We start from the raw sequence: 20308 nt of genomic DNA on the forward strand, positions 1-20308 counted from the left end.
TGCCGCCACCGCACTCCTTGTGAGCTGACTGCATGAAGCGGTCTCTCTCCTTTCATCGCCAATCCGGCTTTACTCTGCTGGAAGTGTTGTTGGTCGCCATGCTGATGGGGCTGGTGGCCACCGCCGTCACTCTCAGCATGGGAGGCGCCAGAGGAGATCGGGACCTGGACAAGCAGGCGCGTCGTCTGATGGCGACGCTGCAGCTGGCGCAGGAGTATGCGGTGATGGATGGTCGGCTGGTAGGCATTCGCATCGAGGATAACGGCTGGCAGTTTATGCAGCGTCAGGCCAAGGATCGCAAGTGGCTGGCCCTGACTGGCGACAAGCAACTTGGGCCGGTGCAACTGGCCGAGAACATGACGCTGGCACTGGAGCTGGAAGGCTTTGGCTGGCAGCCGGATCCCGACGAGAAAACCGAACAGAAGCGCGACGAGAAGGAGCGCACGCCACAGTTGCTTATTTTCCCGGGCGGCGAGCTGAGCCCGTTCGTGCTCACCTTCACCCAGCAGGATGAGGATGCCCGCTACACCCGTATCGTCAAAGGAGACGAGTTCGGCCGCCTCACCCTGCTCACCGGCGATGAAGATGAAGAGGTGAGCGAATGAACGCCCGCGGCATGACACTACTCGAAGTCATGGTCGCACTGGCCGTCTTTGCCATCGCGGGTCTGGCGGTAATGAAAACCGCCAGCGAACACCTCTCGGCCCTCAACTATCTGGAGCAGAAGACACTCGCCACCTGGGTGGTAGAGAACCAGCTGGTGCAACAGAAGCTCGAGAACAAGTGGCCCGGCGACAGTTGGGTGGAAGGGGATGAGCAGATGGCGGGCAGCACCTGGTACTGGCGCTATCGCGGCGTCGCCACCGCCGACAACAACTTCAGGGCGCTCGATATGGAAGTGCGTACCGAGGCCAAGGCCGAGAGCCCGGTCGCCATGATGCGGACCTATATCAGCCGATGACCCAGCTATCCGCCCGCACGCCTCGCCCCGTCCGTCACGCCGGTTTCACCCTGCTCGAAATGCTGGTGGCGATCGCCATCTTCGCCACTCTCAGCATGGGCGCCTATCAGGTGCTGCAGGGGGTGCTCACCAGCGACGAGGTGGCCAAACGCAAGGAGGCTCGCCTCAACGAATTGCAGCTCGCCTTCACCCTGCTGGAGCGAGATATCACCCAGATGGTGCCGCGCAGCGGTCGCATCGAGGGGGAGAACAACAAGGTGCTGCTGGCGGCTTCCCGGTTCGGCCAGCAGAGCGATGACTGGGGCATGGCCTTTATGCGCAGCGGCTGGCTCAACCCGGACGGCATGCTGCCCCGCTCCCATCTGCAGCGGGTCGGCTGGCGCCTCAAGGATCAGAAACTGGAGCGCCTGAGCTACCTCTATCCGGATCCGGTGATCGGCACCGAGCCGCGCATCCAGCCGGTGCTGGCGGGGGTCACGGCGTTTCGCCTCTACTTCTTCGACAAGGGCAACTGGAAAGAGGAGTGGACCCAGCGCAGCGTGCTGCCCCACGGGCTGGCAGTGGAGCTGGATCTGGAAGATTACGGCACCATTCGCCGTCAGTTCCTGATTGGCGCCGGCGGCCAACGCGCCGAAGAGAACAGCCAGAGCAGCAACCCCGACCAGGGGGGCGGCAACAACAGCAATAACGGGAACAACGGCGGCAACGGCAATACCAATGGCGGTAATGGTGACAGCCAGAACGGAGGGGGCGCCAATGCGGGCTAATCTCGCCGCCCCCGGTCACCAGCGCGGCATGGCGCTGCTGGTGGTGCTGCTGATCCTCTCGGTGATGGTGATCATCGCCAGCAATATGAGCGGCCGCCTGCAGCTTGAGCTGCGCCGCACCGCCAATATCACCACCGGCAAACAGGCGTGGTGGTATGCCCTCTCGGCGGAAGCGCTGGTGAGCAAGGTGCTGACACAGGATTTCAAGGACAACCCCGAGGTGGTCAACCTCAGCCAGAACTGGGCCCGCAAGAACACTGTGTTTCCGGTGGATGATGGCCAGCTCAAGGGCGAGGTGACCGACCTGCAATCCTGCTTCAACCTCAACAGCCTGAGCGTGGCCTCCAAGGCGGGGAGCGGCGAGGAGCTGGCGCAGCAGCCCTATCCGGTGCAGGTGTTTCGCGAACTGCTCAAACAGCTGGCGATGGATGATTACGAGGCGGCCCAGCTCACCGATGCCATCCGTGACTGGACTGACAAGGATACGGTGCTGGTCTCCAGCCTTGGCGCCGAGGACGCCTATTACGAGGGGCTCAAGCCACCCTATCTGACCGCCAACCAGTGGATGCTGGGCAAGGATGAGCTGAGGGCGGTGCGCGGGGTGACTGCCCGGGTCTATGCCAAACTGGCCCCCTATGTCTGCACCCTGCCCAACGACAAGTTGAAGATCAATATTAATACCCTTGCCCCCCAGCGCCCCGAGCTGCTGGTCGCCCTCTATCTGGGTACTATCGGGCTGGATGACGCCAAGCGAGTACTGAACGAGCGGCCACAGAAGGGGTGGAAAGAGAGCAAGCTGATGACAGACATGCTCGCTCCGGTCGATGCGGTGAAAGGGCTGAAAGAGGCGCTGGTGGTCAAGAGCGACTTCTTCGAAGCCCGAGTCGTGGCCGAGGTCGGCGACAACCGGGCCTGGCTCGAAACCCTGTTCCAGCGGGGCAAGGACAATAAACTGGTGATGTTGCGCCGCCTCAGTAGTGGCGCCGAATAAACAGCGCATCTGCGGGCCCTCGCCCGCGGGTACGAGAGATGTTGGATGCAGCCTGCGGGCTGCGCACCGGTTGCCAGGGCGCACAACGCCCTTTGCAAACCGGTATCGCAGGAGAGAGATGCGTGAGCGAAAGTCTGGTCATCCGACTGGGGACCAATAAACAACAACCCGTGGCCTGGCTGGTCTGGTCCGGTCAGGAGCAGGAGATCATCGCCTCCGGCACCCTACCTTCGGCCGATGCCCTGGGCGAGCTGCAGGAGCGGGCCGGTGGCCGCCCCGTAGTCACGCTAGTGCCGGGCAGCGATCTGATCTTCCGGCGCGTCACCCTGCCGGGTCGCTACAACCGCCAGTCGGCGGCGGCCCTCCCCTACCTGCTGGAGGAGCAGATCGCCTCCGATGTGGACGAGCTCCATCTGGTGGTGCTGGCCCACGAAGGGCAACAGGTCGACCTGATGGCGGTGGATCGGCAGAAGATGGGCGAGTGGCTCGGCTGGCTCGATGCCGCTGGCCTCAAAAGCCTGCAACTGCTGCCCGATGTGCTGGCGCTGCCACAGGCCGCTGATGGCTGGTCTGCGCTGCAACTCGGCAGCGAGTGGCTGGTACGCCAGGGCCCCTGTCAGGGGATCGTCGCCGACGAACCACTGCTGGCCATCTTGCTGGCAACCGAAGTCGAGCCGGTCACCATCCACACCCACACCCCGGTGCCCGCCATTGCCGCCGCCAACTGGCAGGCGGCGGAGCCCGAGCTGCCCATGCTGCTGCTGGCCAAAGGGGCACTCACCTGCCGGGCCAACCTGCTGACCGGCCCCTACCGGCCGCAGACCGAATATGCCCGCTATTGGTTGCAGTGGCGCAAGGTAGCCATCACCGCAGGCTTGTTGCTGCTGGTGGCCCTCGGCCAGCGCGGGGTGCAGCTCTATCAGCTCACCGAGCAGGACAAGGCGCTGAAAGCGGAGATCCGCGCCGTCTATACCCGTATCTTCCCGGGTGAGAGCCGCATCGTGAACGTGCGCAGCCAAATGAACCAGCATCTGCAACAGATGGGACAAGCCCCGCAAAACGGCGTGCTGCTGATGCTCACCGAGCTGGCCCCCACCTTTGCCGAAGTCCCCGGTCTGAAACCGCAGGTGATGCGCTTTGATGCCAGTCGCCGCGAGCTGCGGCTGCAGGTGACCGCCCCCGGCTTTGCCGAGATCGAGCGGTTCCGCGAGCTGGCCGGCAAGCAATTCGAGGTACAGCAAGGCGAGGTGCGCAGCACCGAGGGCAAGGTAGAGGGCGCACTGGTGCTCAAGGGTAAATCATCATGATGGAAAAATTGCAGAGCTGGTGGCACGGCATCACCGCACGGGAACAGCGGCTGGTGGCCGCAGGCGGCGTTCTGTTGCTGGTCGGCCTCTTCTACTGGAGCGTCTGGCAGCCCATCGCCAACCGCATCGCGGAGCGGGAGCGGCAGGTGCAGAACCAGCAGCAGACCCTCGCCTGGCTCAAGGAGAAGGGTGAAGAGGTGCTGGCTATGCAGGGGGGCTCGGGTCGCCAGATCGATACCAGCGGCACCCTGGAAGGGGTGGTCAACCGCACCGCCTTCAACCACAAGATCAAGATTGCCAGGCTGCAACCCCAGGCGCAGGAGCTGCAAGTGTGGATCGACACTGTCCAGTTCGATGACTTGCTGCTCTGGCTCTCCACGCTGGTGGAGCAGCACGGAATTCAGGTTCAAATCATCGAGATCGCCCGCGAGGATCTGGCCCCGGGTCTGGTCAAGGTCAGACGTTTGCAGTTGAGTCGTCCACAATGAAAAAACGCATCCTGATTGCCAGCCTGTTTCTGGCCGCCTATCTGCTCTTCCTGCTGGCCACCCTGCCCGCGGCACTGGTGGCTCGCCATCTGCCGCTGCCTGCCAACGTTGCCAATCTGCTGAAACTGGAAGGGGTGAGCGGCACCCTCTGGAGTGGCCAGATTGCCCGACTGCAATATGCCAGCGAATCGGTGAACCAGCTGCGCTGGGATCTCAACGGCTGGTCGCTGCTGCGCTTAGCCCCCGAAGTGGCCATACGCTTTGGCGATCGCAACGGCCTCAATGGTCAGGGCGTTGTCGGCTGGAATGGCGCCGCCTTCGGCCGGGATCTGACCCTCAACGCCCCCGCCTCCTGGTTGCTGAGCCGGTTGCCGATGCGCCTGCCGATCCCGATCACCGTCAGCGGCCAGCTACAGCTCAAAGTGGAGCAATTTGCCCAGGGCAACCCCTGGTGTGACAACCTCTACGGCAACCTCGACTGGTACAACGCCAGCGCCGATACCCCTGCGGGCAAGCTGGATCTGGCCGACCCCGAGCTGAAACTCACCTGCCTCGACTCCAAACTGGTGGCCGAACTCAAGCAGGGCTCGGATGCGGTACAGACCATGGGTCGCCTCGAGCTGCAACCCAACGGCCAATACCTGTTCCAGGGCACCCTGAAGCCGGGCCCAGAACTGCCACCGCAGATGCAGCAAGGACTCCCCTTCCTCGGCCAGCCCGACAGTCAGGGCCGCTTCCCCCTTCGCTATCAGGGGCGGATCTAAGCCATCATTCAAGGTGAAAATGGCTCAGGGACAACCCGAGCCATTTTTATCGTCCATGTGACGAGTCAGTTGAAATACCAGATACCGCAGATACAAAAAAAGCCCAAGCGGGTGACCGCTTGGGCTTTCTCTTTGAATATGGCGGAGGAGGTGGGATTTGAACCCACGGATGGTCGCCCATCGCCGGTTTTCAAGACCGGTGCATTCAGCCGCTCTGCCACCCCTCCGAACGGCGTGCATACTACGCTAAGCCCTTGTTCATATGCAATACATATTTCCTGTGGGATAGTGTGCGGGAGCAAAATGGCAGGTGGCTTGAAATTGTTCCTCGTCATCCCTATTTGTTCTACATACAATGCGTAAACATGCAGTAACAAACAGCGATCACGAGGCGGCTGCTCGCCGTCTCACCCGGACATCAAGAGGACACCCAAGATGGATACCCGTTCTATCTACACTGGCACCCAAAGTGCCGTACGCGATACCAACAAGGTGCTGCGTAACACCTATATGCTGCTCTCCCTCACTCTGGGCTTCTCTGCCGTGGTGGCGGGGGTCGCTACCGTGATGAACATGCCGCCGCTGCACTGGGCCGTGTTCCTGATCGGCGTCTACGGTCTGATGTTCCTGACCGAGAAGAATCGCAACAACGGCATGGGGCTGGTCTTCACCTTCGCCCTGACCGGTCTGCTGGGCTATAGCCTGGGCCCCATCATCAACATGTACATGAACAATGGTGGTGGCGAGATCGTGATGACCGCCCTTGGCGGCACCGCGCTCACCTTCTTCGGTCTGTCGGCCTATGCCCTGACCACCAAGCGTGACCTCTCTTTCATCGGCGGCATGCTGTTCGTCGGTTTCTGGGTACTGCTGGTGGCCATGATTGCCAACATCTTCCTGCAGATGAGCGCCCTGAGCCTGGCTCTGTCCGCCATGTTCATGCTCTTCTCCTCCGGTGCCATCCTGCTGACTACCCAGCAGATCGTGCGCGGCGGCGAGACCAACTACATCTCTGCCACCGTCACCCTGTATGTCTCCATCTACAACATCTTCCTGAGCCTGCTGAGCCTGCTTGGCGGCAACCGCAACTAATCAAAAACCCCGCTTCGGCGGGGTTTTTATTGGCTCCTGTTTCTGTCAGGATAAGTTGTAAATCAAGGATATGAAGCGAAGTGGCCCTGATTTGGATCAGGGCCACTTCGCGCTTGGCGGGGTAACATCCTGCCCTCGTTTCGTTCAAGGGTTGTTCCTGTTTCATGCCGATGGATCTCTCTGGCCTGCTGCGCCGACTGCTGACCGATAGTCACATCTACTTCGCACTCAAGGTGCTGCTGGCCATTCTCGGTCTGCTCGCCTTCACCCTGGCCACCGGCAATATCCAGCTCACCGTGCTGCTCTCCCTAGGGGTAGTGGCGGGCGCCATCGCCGAAACCGACGACAGCCTGTGGGGACGCCTTAAAAACCTCGCCATGACGCTCATCTGCTTCATGTTTGCGTCCCTGTGCGTGCAGTATCTCTACCCCACCCCCTGGCTGTTTGCCATTGGGCTCGCCAGCTCCACCTTTATCTTCGTGATGGTGGGGGCGCTCGGCGCCCGCTACGCCACCATCAGCTTCGGCTCGCTGCTGATCGCCATCTACACCATGCTGGGGGCCGCCAAGGCGCCGGATCTCTTCTACCAGCCGCTGGCCCTCGGCGCTGGCGCCCTCTGGTACGGGCTGGTCTCGTTTATCTGGCTCTGGCTGCTGCCCTACAAGACCCTGCACGAGCAGCTGGCCCAGAGCTACTTCGCCCTTGGCCGCTACCTGCTGGAAAAATCCCGCTTCTTCCCGGCGGACGAGCACGGCGCCCAGGCCATTCGCCACAATCTGGCCCAGCTCAACATCAATCTGGTGAGCGCGCTGACCCTCACCAAATCGGCCCTCAACGCCCGCCTGAGCCGCCGCCATCCGGCGAGCCCCGAGCTGGCCAGCCTGCTGCGCCTCTACCTGCTGGCGCTGGAAATACACGAGCGCGCCACCTCCAGCCACTACCCCTATAGCCGACTGGAAGCTGAGCTCAAGCAGGGCATCGTACTGGAAGGATTTCAGGAGGTGTTCCTGCAACTCTCCGAAGCGTGCCAGCGGCTCGGTTACGCCATTCTGGTCCACAAGCCCTACGCCCATAACAAGCGCATCCACTGGACGCTGGAGGCCCTCGGCGATCAGCTGGAGTTCACCAATCTCAAGCAGCACTACCCGAAAACCCTGCTGACGCCGATGAAGTTCCTGCGCCGCAATCTGGCCAGCATCAACCAGCTGCTCGGCAGCGCCGAAGTGCTGCAAAACCCCGAGCAGCCAGAGCAGGAGCTGCCCGCGCTGGCGCGGCCGCCCCGCCTGCCGCTGCTGGCCCAGCTCAAGCAGCACCTCACCTTGCACTCCATGGTGTTTCGCCACGCGCTGCGCCTATCCTTGGGGCTGGTGATCGGCTACGGCATACTGCAAGCCTTCGATCTGGAAAAGGGCTACTGGATTTTGCTGACCGTACTGTTTGTCTGCCAGCCCAGCTACAGCGCCACCCGCCGCCGACTGGTGCAACGGATGCTCGGCACCTTCGCGGGTATTCTGGTGGGCATTCCGGTGCTCTGGATCTTCCCCGAGCTGCACGTTCAGCTGGTAGTGATGGGGCTGGCCGCCTTCCTCTTCTTTACCCAGGTGCGCAACAACTACAGCGCCGCGGTCTGCTTTATCACCCTCTACGTGCTGATGGCGTTCAACCTGCTCGATGGCATCGGCTTTGCCATTCTGGGGCCGCGGCTGCTCGATACCCTGCTCGGCTGCCTGATCTCCTACGGGCTGGTGGCCTGGCTCTGGCCTGACTGGCAGTACAAACGGCTGCCGACGCTGATCGCCAATTCACTCTCGGCCAACGCCCGCTACCTCTCGGCGGTGCTGGCGAGCCTCAAGCAGCAGCGCGACGAGTCCATCGACTATCGGGTGGCGCGCAAGAGCGCCCATCTGGCGGACAGCGAACTGGCCACCGCCTGGCAGAGCATGCTGGTGGAGCCGCAAAAGCGCCGCCGCTTCCTCGATCTCTGCTTTACCCTCACCTGGCGCAACCACGCCCTGCTCTCCTACATCTCGGCGCTGGGAGCCCATCGCGACAAGCTGGAGGCCATCAGCGGGCTGGATGAGGTACGCCACCACATCTGCCACACCCTGGAGCAGGCCGCCGGTCATCTGGCGGGCAACCCCTCCAGCTCCATCGGGGGTCAGTGCCCCATCATTAGCGCAGATAGCAGCGAGGAGCAGCTGATGCTGACCCAGCAGCTCAACCTGATCAGCGAGCTGGCGGATCAGCTGCTGCATCTGGCCAACGAGAGCCGGTTGCTCACCGGGGATCAAGGCGCTACCATGCCCGCCCAATCCTGATAGCCCCATTAGCGAGGAGCCCCCATGTCTGCGTCCGAAAAACATCAGCTGGAATTCAACGGCCAACTCATCGAGACCGATGCCAAGGGCTACCTGCTCAACAGCAACGACTGGAGCGAGGAGCTGGCACTGGTGCTGGCTGCGCAGGAGGGGATCACGCTTGAGGAGCCGCACTGGGAAGTGGTGCGCTTTGTGCGCGCCTTCTATCTGGAGTTCAACACCTCCCCCGCCATCCGCGCGCTGGTCAAGGCGATGGAGAAGCAGTACGGCCCCGAGAAGGGCAACAGCCGCTATCTCTACAAGCTGTTCCCGGAAGGGCCCGCCAAGCAGGCGACCAAGATTGGCGGCCTGCCCAAACCGGTGAAGTGCATCTGATCCCATGCATCTCATCCCATAACAACGGGGGCCCCCGTTGTGTTTGGTGCGCTACCTTCGCGCACCTCGTATTCATATCTCTCAGACTTCCAGCCAGCCTTATCCCCGCTTGTCAGCCAGCGCCACCAGCTGCTCCGCTATCCGGTGGCCGTGCAGGTAGGAGGTAATCAGCTCGCTATCCGCTTTGCCGATTTCAATCTGTTGATACCAGTGCGCCAGCATGGCGGCAAAGCCGCGCTGGGCCAGCACCGGCTGCCAGTCGCTGGGGCTAAGCATCTGCGCCTGCTTGTCACGGGCAATGCTGCCGCGAGTGCAGTTCTCAAGGTGCAGGGAGAGGTTGTCGCCGTAGGCATCGATGCGCTCCTCGGTGATCCCGGCACTGCGGTTCATGCTGCCGCTGATGGCACGATCGCCGCTCTGCCAGCTGACGCTTACCCCGGCCAACAGGCTGTGGTCCTTCGCATCCGGTCGCAATACCGCATGCAAGTCGCCGTCCGGCACGCCGCCATAGAAGCAGAGGCTGTCGAGTACATGGATAAAGTCGTCGAACATAAAATCCCGCGCCTTGCCCGGCAGGGCGAAGCGGTGCTTTTGCCAGTTGAGCTCGGTGAGCGGCTGGGCCCGCGCCTCGACCATGGCGGGCAGATAGCGGCGGTTAAAGCCGGTAAAGAGGGCGCAATCTTGCGCGATGGCGAGGTTGGCCAGCGCTTCTGCCTCAGCCAGATTGTCGCACAGGGGCTTGTCGACAAAGGTGGGGATCCCCGCACGCAGGCACTGCTCGGCCAGCTCGCGGTGAACGGCGGTGGCGGCGTGGATCATCACGGCATCGGGACAGCTGGCCAGCATGGCCGCCACATCGGTAAAGCACTCGGCGACCCGATACTGGCGGGCGAGCTTCTCCAGCACCGATGGACTCCGGGTGCAGAGCAGCGGGGTGACCCGCTCGTCGCTCGTCAGCAGCGGCAGATAGGCTTTTTGGGCGATATCCCCCAGACCAATCATGGCAATGCGCATCTCAACTCCTTTTCACTCGATAAAGGGACAAGCGGATAACTGCCCGCACCATCGCAGGATTTGTCCCGCAGATCCAGCCTGCCGTTAGCGCGCTGGCTGGTGGCGGCCGCTCTCTGCAAACGGTAGCGTTATCCGGGCATGGCAAGATCGCAGACCGACTTGATCACCTCGGCCAGCCACTCGATGGCGAGATTGCCCTGGCTTTTGCGGTGTCTGCCGACCACCACCTCGAACGGCTGCGGCGCCCCGGCCAACTCCAGCACGCGAAAATCGCCGAGGGCAGCGATGGCCGACGGAATGCAGGCCGCCACGTCATTGACCGACATAAAGGCTTGCAGCGAGGTGTAACAGGGGAGCGTCGCCACCGCCGCGCTGGCAATCTGCTGCGGGCTCATCTGCCCTTCGAAATTGCCGACGCTGTTGGCAAACTGCACAAAGGGGATGGCCGCCAGATCCTGCGGGGCCTTGTCCGGAAGATATCGGGAGTCGCGGCGCAGCACGCAGCAGTAGTGATCCCGGCGCAGGGTGGCGCGCAGCAACCCCGGGTCGAGATAGGCATCAAAGCCAATCACCAGATCGACCTCGCCGCTGGCCAGCGCGTCCAGATGATTTTCGGTCTGAAAGTCCACCACATCGAGCCGGATGGAGGGCGCCTGACTGCGCAGGGCGCTCGACAGCCTTGGGATAATGGCGAGCTGGGCATATTCGTTCGCCATCACCCTGAAGGTGCGCTGGCTGCTGACGGGATCGAAGGGAGCAGCCACAAAGACCCCGTCGATATCGGCCAGGATCTGCTCGAACTTGTCGGCCAGCTCGCAGGCGTAGTCGGTCGGCTGCAATCCGGCGCTCTGGCGGATAAAAAGCTCGGCGGGAAAGAGATCGCGCAGCTTTTTCAGATGGCTGCTCACCCCCTGCTGGGAGATCTCCAGCAGCTCGGCCACCCGCGACACACTCTTGTATCTCACCAGCAGCACCAGCACCCGCATCTGCCTGATATCGATCCTCTCCACCCTTACCCCACCAATTTCAGTTGTATCATATACAAATTACCCATGATTTACATTGTATCAGTGGCTCTCTAACCTTGCAGCTCTTCCAGCAAAGCGAGGTTAACGATGAAAACTGTCATTCTGATTGGTGCTCAGGGGAAAATGGGGCAAGCCGCCCTCAGTGGTCTGGGCAAGCACAAGGTCATTACCGCCAGCCGCTCCGGCGAGGGGTGTGATTTTCAGGTGGATATCACCAGCAGAGAGTCCATCGAGCGGCTCTACCAAAACGTGGGCTCCTTCGATGCGGTGGTCAATACCGCTGGATTTTGCGAATACGCCCCCTTTGGCGAGATGAGCGACGAGCAGTGGCAAACCACCATCCAGAGCAAGCTGATGGGGCAGATAAATCTGGTCAATATCGGCCTCAACTACATCAATCAGGGGGGCTCCTTCACCCTGATCTCCGGCATCCTCAATATCAAGCCGATCCCGCTGGCGATTGCCGATGCCACCACCAGCGGCGCCATCGACACCTTTGTCCAGTGCGTGGCCCACGAGCTGCCCCGCGGCATTCGCATCAATGTGGTCAACCCGACCGTACTGGAAGAGGCGTGGGACGTATATGGCGAGATGATGCCAGGCTTCCAGCCGGTGCCGGGCGCCCTGGTCGGCAAGGCGTTTGAGCGCTCCGTCGATGGCTTTATTAGCGGTCAGGTGCTCTATGTCGATGCCTGATCCGCTTCAGGTGTGACCCCAATGCCTTTGTAATTCCTTGTCGATGTTTTTCCTCTTCCCCGAAAGTTCTGCTCTCGGGGCTTTTTGCATAGAGGAACCGGAGTAGCGACAAAATATGATTTCATTTCGACGGCGGCACACAGATTTATGTCATCCGGGTCACTGTCAGAGTGGCCTCGTTTGGCTTACTATGGCGCTCTTCTCCCTGTTACCGAGCAAAGGGACTATTTCAGGCCATTTGCCGAAATGAATTACCGCTGACCAACGCCCTGTTTGGCCGCAGCTTATTGGCGCGGCCACTATTGCCTGTGCGCTATCGGCACTTATAAAACGCGTTATTTATGGATGTATAACGATGAAATCATCAATTGCACTCAAAGCCTTGTCGCCCTATATATTCGCAATATTGTCAGTTGGGCTGATATCGAGCGGATATCATGCGCTGCCGATCTATTGCGGCCTGGCCATTGTCGTCTATCCGGTGCTGGTTGCCATGCTGGCGGACGAGTGGGAAAAACAGGGGCTGGTCTATCGCGAATCAACCCAGGTCGAGGTTGATGTCAATGTGCGCGGGATCCTTATCAAAGAGCAGAGACGACATCTGGAGAACCTCTACTTTGTCTCGCCGGACGTGATGCAGACCAAACTCACCAGCCTCGCCCGCCTCAAACTGCTGCTCTGCGGCGCCATGTTTGCCGTGTCACTCTATGAACTCGCGCAGCAAGCCGAGGCACAATTTGCCCTGCACGCCGTCAATCTGATGGATATCAATCTGCTGGATATATGTGGCCTGATGATCGGCCTTGGCGCCGCGCTATTTCTCGGCCACTGCGCGAGAAAAAGCCTCTCCCTCTACGGGACCTGTAGCCATAAAAACTATCTGGTGCAGAGTCATAACGAACCCGGCGTCCAGCTCTATAGCGCAGCCATTTCTACCAAAGCGGCAAACCTGCAAGTGACCCATACCCGCATGTTCGATGCCTTATTGGCGTGGTATTGAGCAACCCTTAATTGGCAACCTTTAATTGCCCCCCTTGGATCAAGATGGCGGGGCAGGAGGTAAGACAATAAGCCCCCATCCCAAACGCGCTCACTGACCACTCAGCCGTGACAGGCGCAGTGGTTGGTTGAGCCTCTATTGCCCTCCCTATAGTCATCCTCTACCCCTCCCCTTGCTTACTGCTTTATTAGAAGTCATCAGCCTGTCATCTGGCTGACATCCCGCGGTCATTTTCAAGCCATAGAGTTTTTCACTTATTTTTCATATGGATAGATAAGGAACATCATGACTTTCCCGCGCTCTTCTTATGTGGCTTTGGCCGTCTCGCTGGTCTTGCTTGGCGGCTGCCAGTCAGAGAACGAATCATCTGCCGACAGCCAGGGCAAAACCGCCTACCAATACAGCACCAAAGCGGTCTACAGCCCGCAGCAGCAGGCGGAGAGCTACGAGCCAGCGCCTCAGGGGTTCAGCCCGGTCTTTACCGAGATGGTGGCGCGCCACGGCTCGCGCTCCCTCTCCAGCCCGAAATATGACGTGCTGACCAAGCTGGTATGGGAAGAGGCGCAGCGTCAGGGGGCGCTCACCACCCTCGGGCAGGGGCTGGGAGGCAAGGTCGATCTGGTGACGGCCGCCAACCAGAAACTGGGCTATGGCCTGCTCTCGGCGCTGGGCAAGGAGGAGCACGCCAACCTCGCTACCCGGCTGGCGGCGCGGCTGCCGACCCTGCTCAACAGCAGCGAGCCCCACTGCATCAAGGTGGTCACCTCGGGCAAAGACAGGGCCAACGAAAGCGCCTTCTACTTTATGGAGAGCCTCAAGCGCGGCGTGAGCTATGTCAGCGACTCGGCGCAGTGCTACCTCACGCAGGATGACCCCTCGAAGATCGACAAAAAGCTGGTCAACAAGTTCGAGCTCTACTTCCACAAGACCACGCCCGAGGGGGATTACGCCCGCTACCTGCCCGCCTATGAGAGCTACCAGCGCTTTATCGGCGACGAAGATGCCGCAATCGCCCCGGCCCCCGAGCTGGCCAGGGCACTGGATCAGCTTAAAAACCTGAACAAGACCAAAGAGATGGCCCGCAGCATGCTGGAGCGTATCTACAGCAAGGGCTTTGTCGACTATCTGGCGGGCGGCGTCGAGTTTGTCGCCGTCAACCCGGAAGATGGCGGCATGACCTATGTGCGCGACGAAGTGGATGCGGCCCTGATGCTCTACAACCTCTTTATCATCGGCCCCGGCATGATCCGCGAAGCGCAGGCACAGGGCAGCGAGCCCTGGGCGCTGGAGCAGTTCCTGACCCCGGAGGAGTCTGCCTGGTTCTCCTACCTCTCCGATGCGGAAGATTTCTACGAGAAGGGGCCGAGCTTTGCCAACCAGAGCGCCCCCTACGCCATTGCCCAGCCGCTGCTCGACGGCCTGTTTGGCGAGGTGCAACGTCAGGTAGTGGAAGGCGAGCAGAGCCGACGGGCCACCCTGCGCTTTGCCCATGCCGAAGCCATTATCCCCCTCGCCGCCCTGATGAAGCTGGAAGGGAGCCGTCAGGGAGCCAGCCCGGATCAGCTGTTCAGCCAGCAGAACAACGAGTGGCGCGGCGGCTGGGTCTCCCCCTATACCGCCAATATTCAGTGGGATATCTACCAGAACGGGCAGCGGCAAGTGCTGGTCAAGATGCTCTATAACGAAAAGGAGATCGCCTTTAAAACCGGCTGCCAGCCCTACCAGAGCGGCAGCCACTACTACGACTTCGAGGAGCTCAAACGCTGCTACGGCTATAACGGCTAACCCTTCGCGAGCCGGATATAGCAATCACCAGGGGCGACCAGCAGGTCGCCCCAATTCACTCCCTTCCCTGCTGGCCAAAGCGGGATATGGCTATAAAGCCGCCTTCCGGCTCCATTTGCTGATCCAGTTCAAAAAACGATTAATTTCTGATAGTTAAGTCATTTTAAGGCTCGCCTCGGCAGTTTCGTTTGGCTTACCATAGCCATCCAGAACCTGTTGAACTGCGATGGGTTACTGCCAGCGCGGGTCAAGGGAGCATATTGGAAGCTGTAATCCACGGGCGGTAGCGTATTTTTGTCAAGCTCAGACAACTTTATAGTTAAAAAATTATTATTCAACTCATATTCGATAACATATTCACAATATATACCAAATTTTTCAGCAATTTTTAAGGAAAGATAATGGAACAATTTATTTTATTCGTTAAATCAGATGTCGGTGTTGTTATTTCATGGATATGTACTGTAGGAAGTACAGTATTTGCAATTATGAAAAGCAAACAAAATAAACAATTAAAAGCAGAAATTCAAAATTTGACCGTCAGCACTGTAACAGATCATAGTCAAGACATTGTCAATCAGAGTGGTCAAACAAACATATACACCCAAAATAATTCTGGTGGCATGAATATAAAAATGTAGGGATTGCACATTGGCTATGGATAATGAAAGAAATCACACATCTACTACTCACAAGACCGTTAATGTTGAAAGAGTAGCTGGTAACTTACACATTGGTGATTCCCCAGAATATAAAATAGGTTCTGCCATAAATGAGCTATTGAGAACATTAGCTAACAAGCCTTTTACTTTCAGCCCTGTTAGAAGACGCCCATCTTCTGAAACTATGACAAAAATTGATTATAATAATCTGAAGTCTAAAAGTCATATTATAAAGCAGTATCTAGATCACTCATCAAAAATAGAAGAAGCATATGTAGACATTGATGCCTTAATTCCTTTTGGAAAAGATACTATCCTTCAGAATTTGAATGATTTATATTACCTAGCTTTAGATGCTGTCAATATAGATTATTTATCTTGCGATATAGATATCGTAAAGGTAAGAGAAAACTCAGATTTTATTTTGGAATTTATAATTCAAAATCTAAAAAATACTGCTTTCGAATCAAAAAACACTCCAGAATATAAAGAGCATATTGAGTTGGGCGTTAACGTAGTTGTCGCTCATGCCTTTATTGAATGTATAATTATGGAGAATCCTACTTATGATTCCTAGACGTGGGTGTGACCCAGAAATAAACATTGTAAGTATGGGTGCAAAAATTTTAGAGATACTAAAGAGAAATAGTCTAACTCTGGATGAAATTTTAATTGAGGGTTCTTCAGAGTTATCCGTATCAACTGACCATATAATACTAACGTTAGATTGGCTTTTTTTAATTAAAGCGATTGACTTTGATGGCGTAGGGGTTTTCATAAATGAGACTAGATAGCCTTGATATAAAAATAAACAATGAGTTGATAAGGTCAATCAAATTCCACTCAGGATTAAACCTTGTAACCAACAAACCAAACTCTGGTAGAACTGGTAATAGTGTTGGGAAATCCACGTTATCACGCGTGATAGATTTCTTAATGTTAGGCAACCTATCAAATATATATATAGATGAAGAGTTCAGAAAGCCAAATAAAGAGATAGAGTCACTATTTAAAAATAACATTGTTATTGCTTCGCTTAATTTCTTCGATTACGAAAACAAATTAAACCAAATATCACGTAATTTATGCACCAATACTATTTTAGATTCAGCCTACTGGATTAATGGTACTTCTGTTGATGAAAAAGAATATGAGATTTTCCTACAGAGTAAATTTTTCAACATTTCCACCCGAAGACCATCTGTTCGTGCCATTGCACCAAAATTCATCAGAAACGATAGTCATCGAATGTTAAGTACAACCAAGTTTCTTGATAGAAGAGCAGGAAGCAAAGACTATAGCGAACTCTTTTTGTATCTTTTTGGGTTTAATAATACTGCACTTCTCACAGAGAAAAGAGATGCCACAAACTTAGTTGCACGTCGTAAAAGAAATTCTTTGGCTATAAATGCAATAGTAAAAGAACAAAAACCTGATAGTAAGATAAAGCGATACAAAGCTGACGCTATAGATTTAGAAAAAAACTTACTAAAATTTGAATATTCATCAGAGTACTCCAATCCGATAGAAAGACTCTCTGACTTACAAGCTAAAGAAGATTTATTTACAGAGGAATTGTTATCTACACAAAGAAAGATAGACAATATTAATGATACTATTGAACTATTATCAAAGGATAACAATGGGTATTTAATAAGTCAACTTAAAGCTATATATAACTTCTCAGGTATAGCGATTGATGGTGCATTACGAGAGTTAGAGGACGTAATTCTCTTTCACAATAACCTGGTTGATAAGAAAAAATTATTCCTTACTATTGATATACCAAGATTACAGGAGGAATTTGATGGACTCCAAGCAGAGCTTAACTTATTAAGAAAAGATAAATTACAAGTATTTTCTGATATGAGGTCAAAAGAAAGTCTGGATCATGTGACAAAAAACCTTAAAAAACTTGGTGAACTTAAGGTCGAACTAGGTAAATTAGAAGGACTGATTGAGCAACAGTCAAAAGCAAAGTCTGACCTACTGGAATCAGAAAGTAACTTACAAAACATTCTTGATTCAATTTCTAGAGAAATCGACACTGTTTATTTATTTGAAAAGAAATTTAATGAACACCTCAAATTAATAACAAAGAATTTACATGATGAAGAGTACGATATAGAACTCGATTTCAATAGAGATACTGGAATCTGCTCAATCAAACTAAACAACTCAGCAACAAACCCTGAAGGGGGGAAAAAAAAGGCTGAGGTTATTGCTTTTGACTTTGCTTATATACATGCAGTAAATGAATTAAAAATTAAAAGACCGACTTTTGTTTTTCATGACAGCATCGAAGATATAGATATAAAACAAATTAAAGACATATTCGAAGAAGCAAATAAGCTTCCAGGCCAACAAGTTTTATCAATGCTATCAGACAAAATACCTGACGACGTTTATAGTATGTATTCTGATAAGATAGTTTTATCACTAAATGAGGATGAAAAGTTTTTCCGTGTGTAAATTGATAACTGGTTACATCATAATTAATAAATCATCTGCATGATGCTTTTGTTATAATTTTTACAGAAGATATTTTCATAAATAAAAAGGCGACCATCTGGTCGCCTTTTTTATTTCTATCGCTTTCCAACCAGAAAAACTTACCGCGCCGGTCGCTTGGCACCATTTCCTTTAGCCGCAGGCTTGCCACCTTGAGCGGCGGGTTTGGCACCCGGCTTGGCAGAGCCCGCGCGGGTCGGGGTTTTACTCTTATGGGCGGGTTTTCCGGCAGGTTTGCTTTTACCCGCATTCTGGCCAGCATTCTTGCCTTCGCCTTGTGCGGCCGCTTTGCCATTAGCCGCGCCTTTGTGCAGCTGGGACCCCACCGGTTTGCCGCCGGTCGGCTTGTTGCCTGTGCCATTGCCACGCTGGTGACTGATGTTGCTGTGACGGGTCAGGGCCGGTTTCATCCCCTTGCCAGTGGCGGCACGCTCGTTGCGGCCTTCCGGCGGCACCAGACAACCCGGGCCATTGCCAATCAGATGGCCCTTGCCCATGGCGAGCAGGGCTTCGCGGATCATCGGCCAGCCAGCGGGGTCGTGGTAGCGCAGCAGCGCCTTGTGCAGGCGGCGACGGCGCTCGCCCTTGGCGACAAACACATCGCCACCGGTGCGGCTCACCTTGTTTAACGGGTTTTTCTCCGTGTAATACATGGTGGTGGCGTTGGCGAGCGGCGATGGGTAGAAGTTCTGCACCTGATCGAGCTTGAAGCGGTTCTCTTTGACCCAGAGCGCCAGATTGATCATGTCTTCATCCGTGGTGCCCGGGTGGGCGGAGATAAAGTAGGGGATCAGGTACTGCTGCTTGCCCGCCTCTTTGGAGTATTTGTCGAACAGCTCCTTGAACTGGTAGTAACTGCCCATGCCCGGTTTCATCATCTTGGAGAGCGGCCCCTCCTCGGTGTGTTCCGGCGCGATCTTGAGGTAGCCGCCGACGTGGTACTTGGCCAGCTCCTTGATATAGCGGGGATCTTCCACCGCGATGTCGTAACGCACGCCGGAGGCGATGAGGATCTTCTTGATCCCCTTGAGGTCGCGCGCCTTGCGATAGAGGTTGATGGTCGGGCTGTGGTCGGTGTCCATGTGCGGGCAGATGGTGGGCCAGACACAGGAGGCGCGACGGCAGGTCTGCTCGGCCTTGGGGCTCTTGCAGCGCAGCTTGTACATGTTGGCGGTGGGGCCACCGAGATCCGAGATGACGCCGGTAAAGCCCGGCACCTTGTCGCGGATATCTTCAATTTCTTTGAGGATCGACTCTTCCGAGCGGCTCTGGATAATGCGCCCTTCGTGCTCGGTGATGGAGCAGAAGGAGCAGCCGCCAAAGCAGCCGCGCATGATGTTGACCGAGGTCTTGATCATCTCGAAGGCGGGGATCTTCTCGTTGCCATAGGCCGGGTGCGGCACCCGCTGGTAGGGCAGGCCGAAGACGCCGTCCATCTCCTCGGTTTCCAGCGGGAAGGCGGGCGGGTTGACCCAGACGATGCGATCGCCGTGAGCCTGCGACAGGGCGCGGGCACAGCCGGGGTTGGTCTCGTGGTGCAGAATGCGCGAGGCGTGGGCGTAGAGCACCTTGTCCTCTTTCACCCGCTCGAACGCCGGCAGCTTCACATAGGTTTTTTCCCACGGCTTGGGCTTGGCCGGCTGCACCAGCACGGGTTGGGCTTCCTGCGCGGCAGGAGCCGCGTCGGTGGCATCATCCGAGCATGGGGCCCCTTCCATATAGGGGTTCATGATGGGATCGATGCGGCCAATCTGGTCGAGCTTGCTCGAATCCACCCCTTTCCAGCCCGGCAGCGGCTCCTTGCGGATAACGGCGGTGCCGCGAATATCCTGCATGGTGTCGATGCTCTCCCCCGCTGCGATGCGGTGGGCCACTTCCACCAGCGGCCGCTCGGCGTTGCCGTAGATGAGGATATCGGCCTTGGCATCGAGCAGGATGGAGCGGCGTATGGTCTCGGACCAGTAGTCGTAGTGGGCGATGCGGCGCAGGGAAGCTTCGATGCCGCCGATAACCACCGGCACCTCTTTGAAGGCCTCCTTGCAGCGCTGGGTATAGACCAGGGTGGCGCGATCCGGCCGCTTGCCGCCCACATCCCCCGGGGTATAGGCGTCGTCGTGGCGCAGCTTTTTATCGGAGGTGTAGCGGTTGATCATGGAGTCCATGTTGCCCGCGGTCACCCCGAAGAAGAGGTTCGGTTTGCCCAGACGCATAAAGTCATCCTTCGATGACCAGTCCGGCTGGGCGATGATGCCGACCCGAAAGCCCTGCGCCTCCAGCATCCGGCCGATGACCGCCATGCCGAAGCTCGGGTGATCCACATAGGCATCACCCGTCACCAGAATGACGTCGCAGCTGTCCCAACCGAGCTTGTCCATCTCTTTGCGGGACATGGGCAGGAAGGGCGCCGTGCCGTAGCACTCGGCCCAATAGCGGGGATAGGAGAAAAGGTTGGTAACCGGCTGCATTTTGAACACCTGGAAAAATTCGGGTCGCGCATTATACCGGTTGCGGCCAAGGGGAGCGATGGCTTTTTGTCCCTATAGATCCCG

Annotated in this window: 19 protein-coding genes, 1 tRNA gene and 1 pseudogene; 17 read left to right on the top strand and 4 right to left on the bottom strand. The window is 56.7% G+C overall.

All coding sequences use genetic code 11. From position 1 onward, the window contains the following. The first annotated feature begins 32 nt into the window (after positions 1-32). The 7 genes and pseudogenes from exeH to exeN all read left to right on the top strand — a co-directional run bounded on the left by exeH (position 33) and on the right by exeN (position 5278). Positions 33-605 carry a GspH family T2SS minor pseudopilin variant ExeH gene (gene exeH, locus LRL22_RS02630; RefSeq protein WP_270904653.1) on the top strand — a complete coding sequence of 191 codons (573 nt, stop codon included), beginning with the start codon at positions 33-35 and terminating at the stop codon, positions 603-605. After that, positions 602-961 (top strand): GspI family T2SS minor pseudopilin variant ExeI, encoded by a 360-nt coding sequence (gene exeI / locus LRL22_RS02635; RefSeq protein WP_270904654.1) that lies wholly within the window; start codon positions 602-604, stop codon positions 959-961. Before exeH ends, exeI begins: the two co-directional genes overlap by 4 nt. Continuing rightward, a pseudogene (gspJ, locus tag LRL22_RS02640) lies at positions 958-1605 on the top strand (type II secretion system minor pseudopilin GspJ); the annotation flags it as partial. The gene exeI and the pseudogene gspJ, both read left to right, overlap by 4 nt. Positions 1606-1717: 112 nt before the next feature. Then, positions 1718-2719, top strand: a complete 1002-nt coding sequence (gene exeK / locus LRL22_RS02645; protein ID WP_081376090.1) for a GspK family T2SS minor pseudopilin variant ExeK — start codon at positions 1718-1720, stop codon at positions 2717-2719. 122 nt (positions 2720-2841) lie between these two features. Next, complete coding sequence (exeL, locus tag LRL22_RS02650; protein ID WP_270904655.1) at positions 2842-4026, top strand: GspL family type II secretion system protein ExeL; 1185 nt, start codon at positions 2842-2844, stop codon at positions 4024-4026. Continuing rightward, positions 4023-4514, top strand: coding sequence for a GspM family type II secretion system protein ExeM (gene exeM, locus LRL22_RS02655; RefSeq protein WP_005350039.1), 492 nt, complete (start codon positions 4023-4025; stop codon positions 4512-4514). The genes exeL and exeM overlap by 4 nt, the downstream gene beginning before the upstream one ends. Continuing rightward, the gene (exeN, locus tag LRL22_RS02660; RefSeq protein ID WP_270904656.1) at positions 4511-5278 is read left to right on the top strand and encodes a GspN family type II secretion system protein ExeN; all 768 of its coding nucleotides are present in this window, start codon (positions 4511-4513) and stop codon (positions 5276-5278) included. The genes exeM and exeN overlap by 4 nt, the downstream gene beginning before the upstream one ends. A 139-nt stretch (positions 5279-5417) precedes the next feature. Here exeN and LRL22_RS02665 read toward each other — a convergent pair. Continuing rightward, positions 5418-5505 (bottom strand) — tRNA-Ser (locus LRL22_RS02665). A gap of 208 nt (positions 5506-5713) precedes the next feature. Between LRL22_RS02665 and LRL22_RS02670 the strand changes: the two genes are divergently transcribed. The 3 genes from LRL22_RS02670 to LRL22_RS02680 all read left to right on the top strand — a co-directional run bounded on the left by LRL22_RS02670 (position 5714) and on the right by LRL22_RS02680 (position 9063). Further along, positions 5714-6370: a Bax inhibitor-1/YccA family protein gene (locus LRL22_RS02670; RefSeq protein WP_005338308.1), complete on the top strand. Its 657-nt coding sequence runs from the start codon at positions 5714-5716 to the stop codon at positions 6368-6370. Between the two features lie 164 nt (positions 6371-6534). After that, positions 6535-8688, top strand: coding sequence for a YccS family putative transporter (yccS, locus tag LRL22_RS02675; RefSeq protein ID WP_270904657.1), 2154 nt, complete (start codon positions 6535-6537; stop codon positions 8686-8688). 24 nt (positions 8689-8712) lie between these two features. Continuing rightward, positions 8713-9063 (top strand): TusE/DsrC/DsvC family sulfur relay protein, encoded by a 351-nt coding sequence (locus LRL22_RS02680; RefSeq protein WP_019446869.1) that lies wholly within the window; start codon positions 8713-8715, stop codon positions 9061-9063. Positions 9064-9162: 99 nt separating this feature from the next. On the opposite strand, the gene LRL22_RS02685 is transcribed toward LRL22_RS02680, so the two are convergent. Further along, positions 9163-10077 (bottom strand): Gfo/Idh/MocA family protein, encoded by a 915-nt coding sequence (locus tag LRL22_RS02685; RefSeq protein WP_270904658.1) that lies wholly within the window; start codon positions 10075-10077, stop codon positions 9163-9165. A gap of 128 nt (positions 10078-10205) precedes the next feature. After that, on the bottom strand, positions 10206-11087 hold the full coding sequence (locus tag LRL22_RS02690) for a LysR family transcriptional regulator (protein ID WP_270904659.1): 882 nt from the start codon (positions 11085-11087) through the stop codon (positions 10206-10208). Positions 11088-11192: 105 nt separating this feature from the next. On the opposite strand from LRL22_RS02690, the gene LRL22_RS02695 reads away from it, so the two are divergent. From LRL22_RS02695 to LRL22_RS02720, 7 genes are all read left to right on the top strand, one after another. Further along, positions 11193-11801, top strand: a complete 609-nt coding sequence (locus tag LRL22_RS02695; protein ID WP_005347588.1) for a short chain dehydrogenase — start codon at positions 11193-11195, stop codon at positions 11799-11801. 355 nt (positions 11802-12156) lie between these two features. Further along, complete coding sequence (locus LRL22_RS02700) at positions 12157-12801, top strand: hypothetical protein (protein WP_270904660.1); 645 nt, start codon at positions 12157-12159, stop codon at positions 12799-12801. Positions 12802-13086: 285 nt separating this feature from the next. Then, complete coding sequence (locus LRL22_RS02705) at positions 13087-14586, top strand: histidine-type phosphatase (protein WP_270904661.1); 1500 nt, start codon at positions 13087-13089, stop codon at positions 14584-14586. A gap of 401 nt (positions 14587-14987) precedes the next feature. Continuing rightward, positions 14988-15227, top strand: coding sequence for a hypothetical protein (locus tag LRL22_RS02710; protein WP_270904662.1), 240 nt, complete (start codon positions 14988-14990; stop codon positions 15225-15227). A 10-nt stretch (positions 15228-15237) separates the two neighbouring features. Then, positions 15238-15825: a hypothetical protein gene (locus LRL22_RS02715; protein ID WP_270904663.1), complete on the top strand. Its 588-nt coding sequence runs from the start codon at positions 15238-15240 to the stop codon at positions 15823-15825. Positions 15826-15859: 34 nt separating this feature from the next. After that, positions 15860-16042, top strand: coding sequence for an ABC-three component system middle component 6 (locus LRL22_RS20430; protein WP_407704821.1), 183 nt, complete (start codon positions 15860-15862; stop codon positions 16040-16042). Then, positions 16029-17720 (top strand): DUF2326 domain-containing protein, encoded by a 1692-nt coding sequence (locus LRL22_RS02720; RefSeq protein ID WP_270904664.1) that lies wholly within the window; start codon positions 16029-16031, stop codon positions 17718-17720. Before LRL22_RS20430 ends, LRL22_RS02720 begins: the two co-directional genes overlap by 14 nt. Positions 17721-17860: 140 nt before the next feature. Here the strand turns inward: LRL22_RS02720 and LRL22_RS02725 are convergent, their stop codons facing one another. Then, complete coding sequence (locus LRL22_RS02725) at positions 17861-20224, bottom strand: YgiQ family radical SAM protein (protein WP_270904665.1); 2364 nt, start codon at positions 20222-20224, stop codon at positions 17861-17863. Between the last annotated feature and the right edge of the window lie 84 nt (positions 20225-20308).

It is taken from the genome of Aeromonas sp. PI_26, assembly GCF_027854445.1.
Taxonomy (GTDB): domain Bacteria; phylum Pseudomonadota; class Gammaproteobacteria; order Enterobacterales; family Aeromonadaceae; genus Aeromonas; species Aeromonas veronii.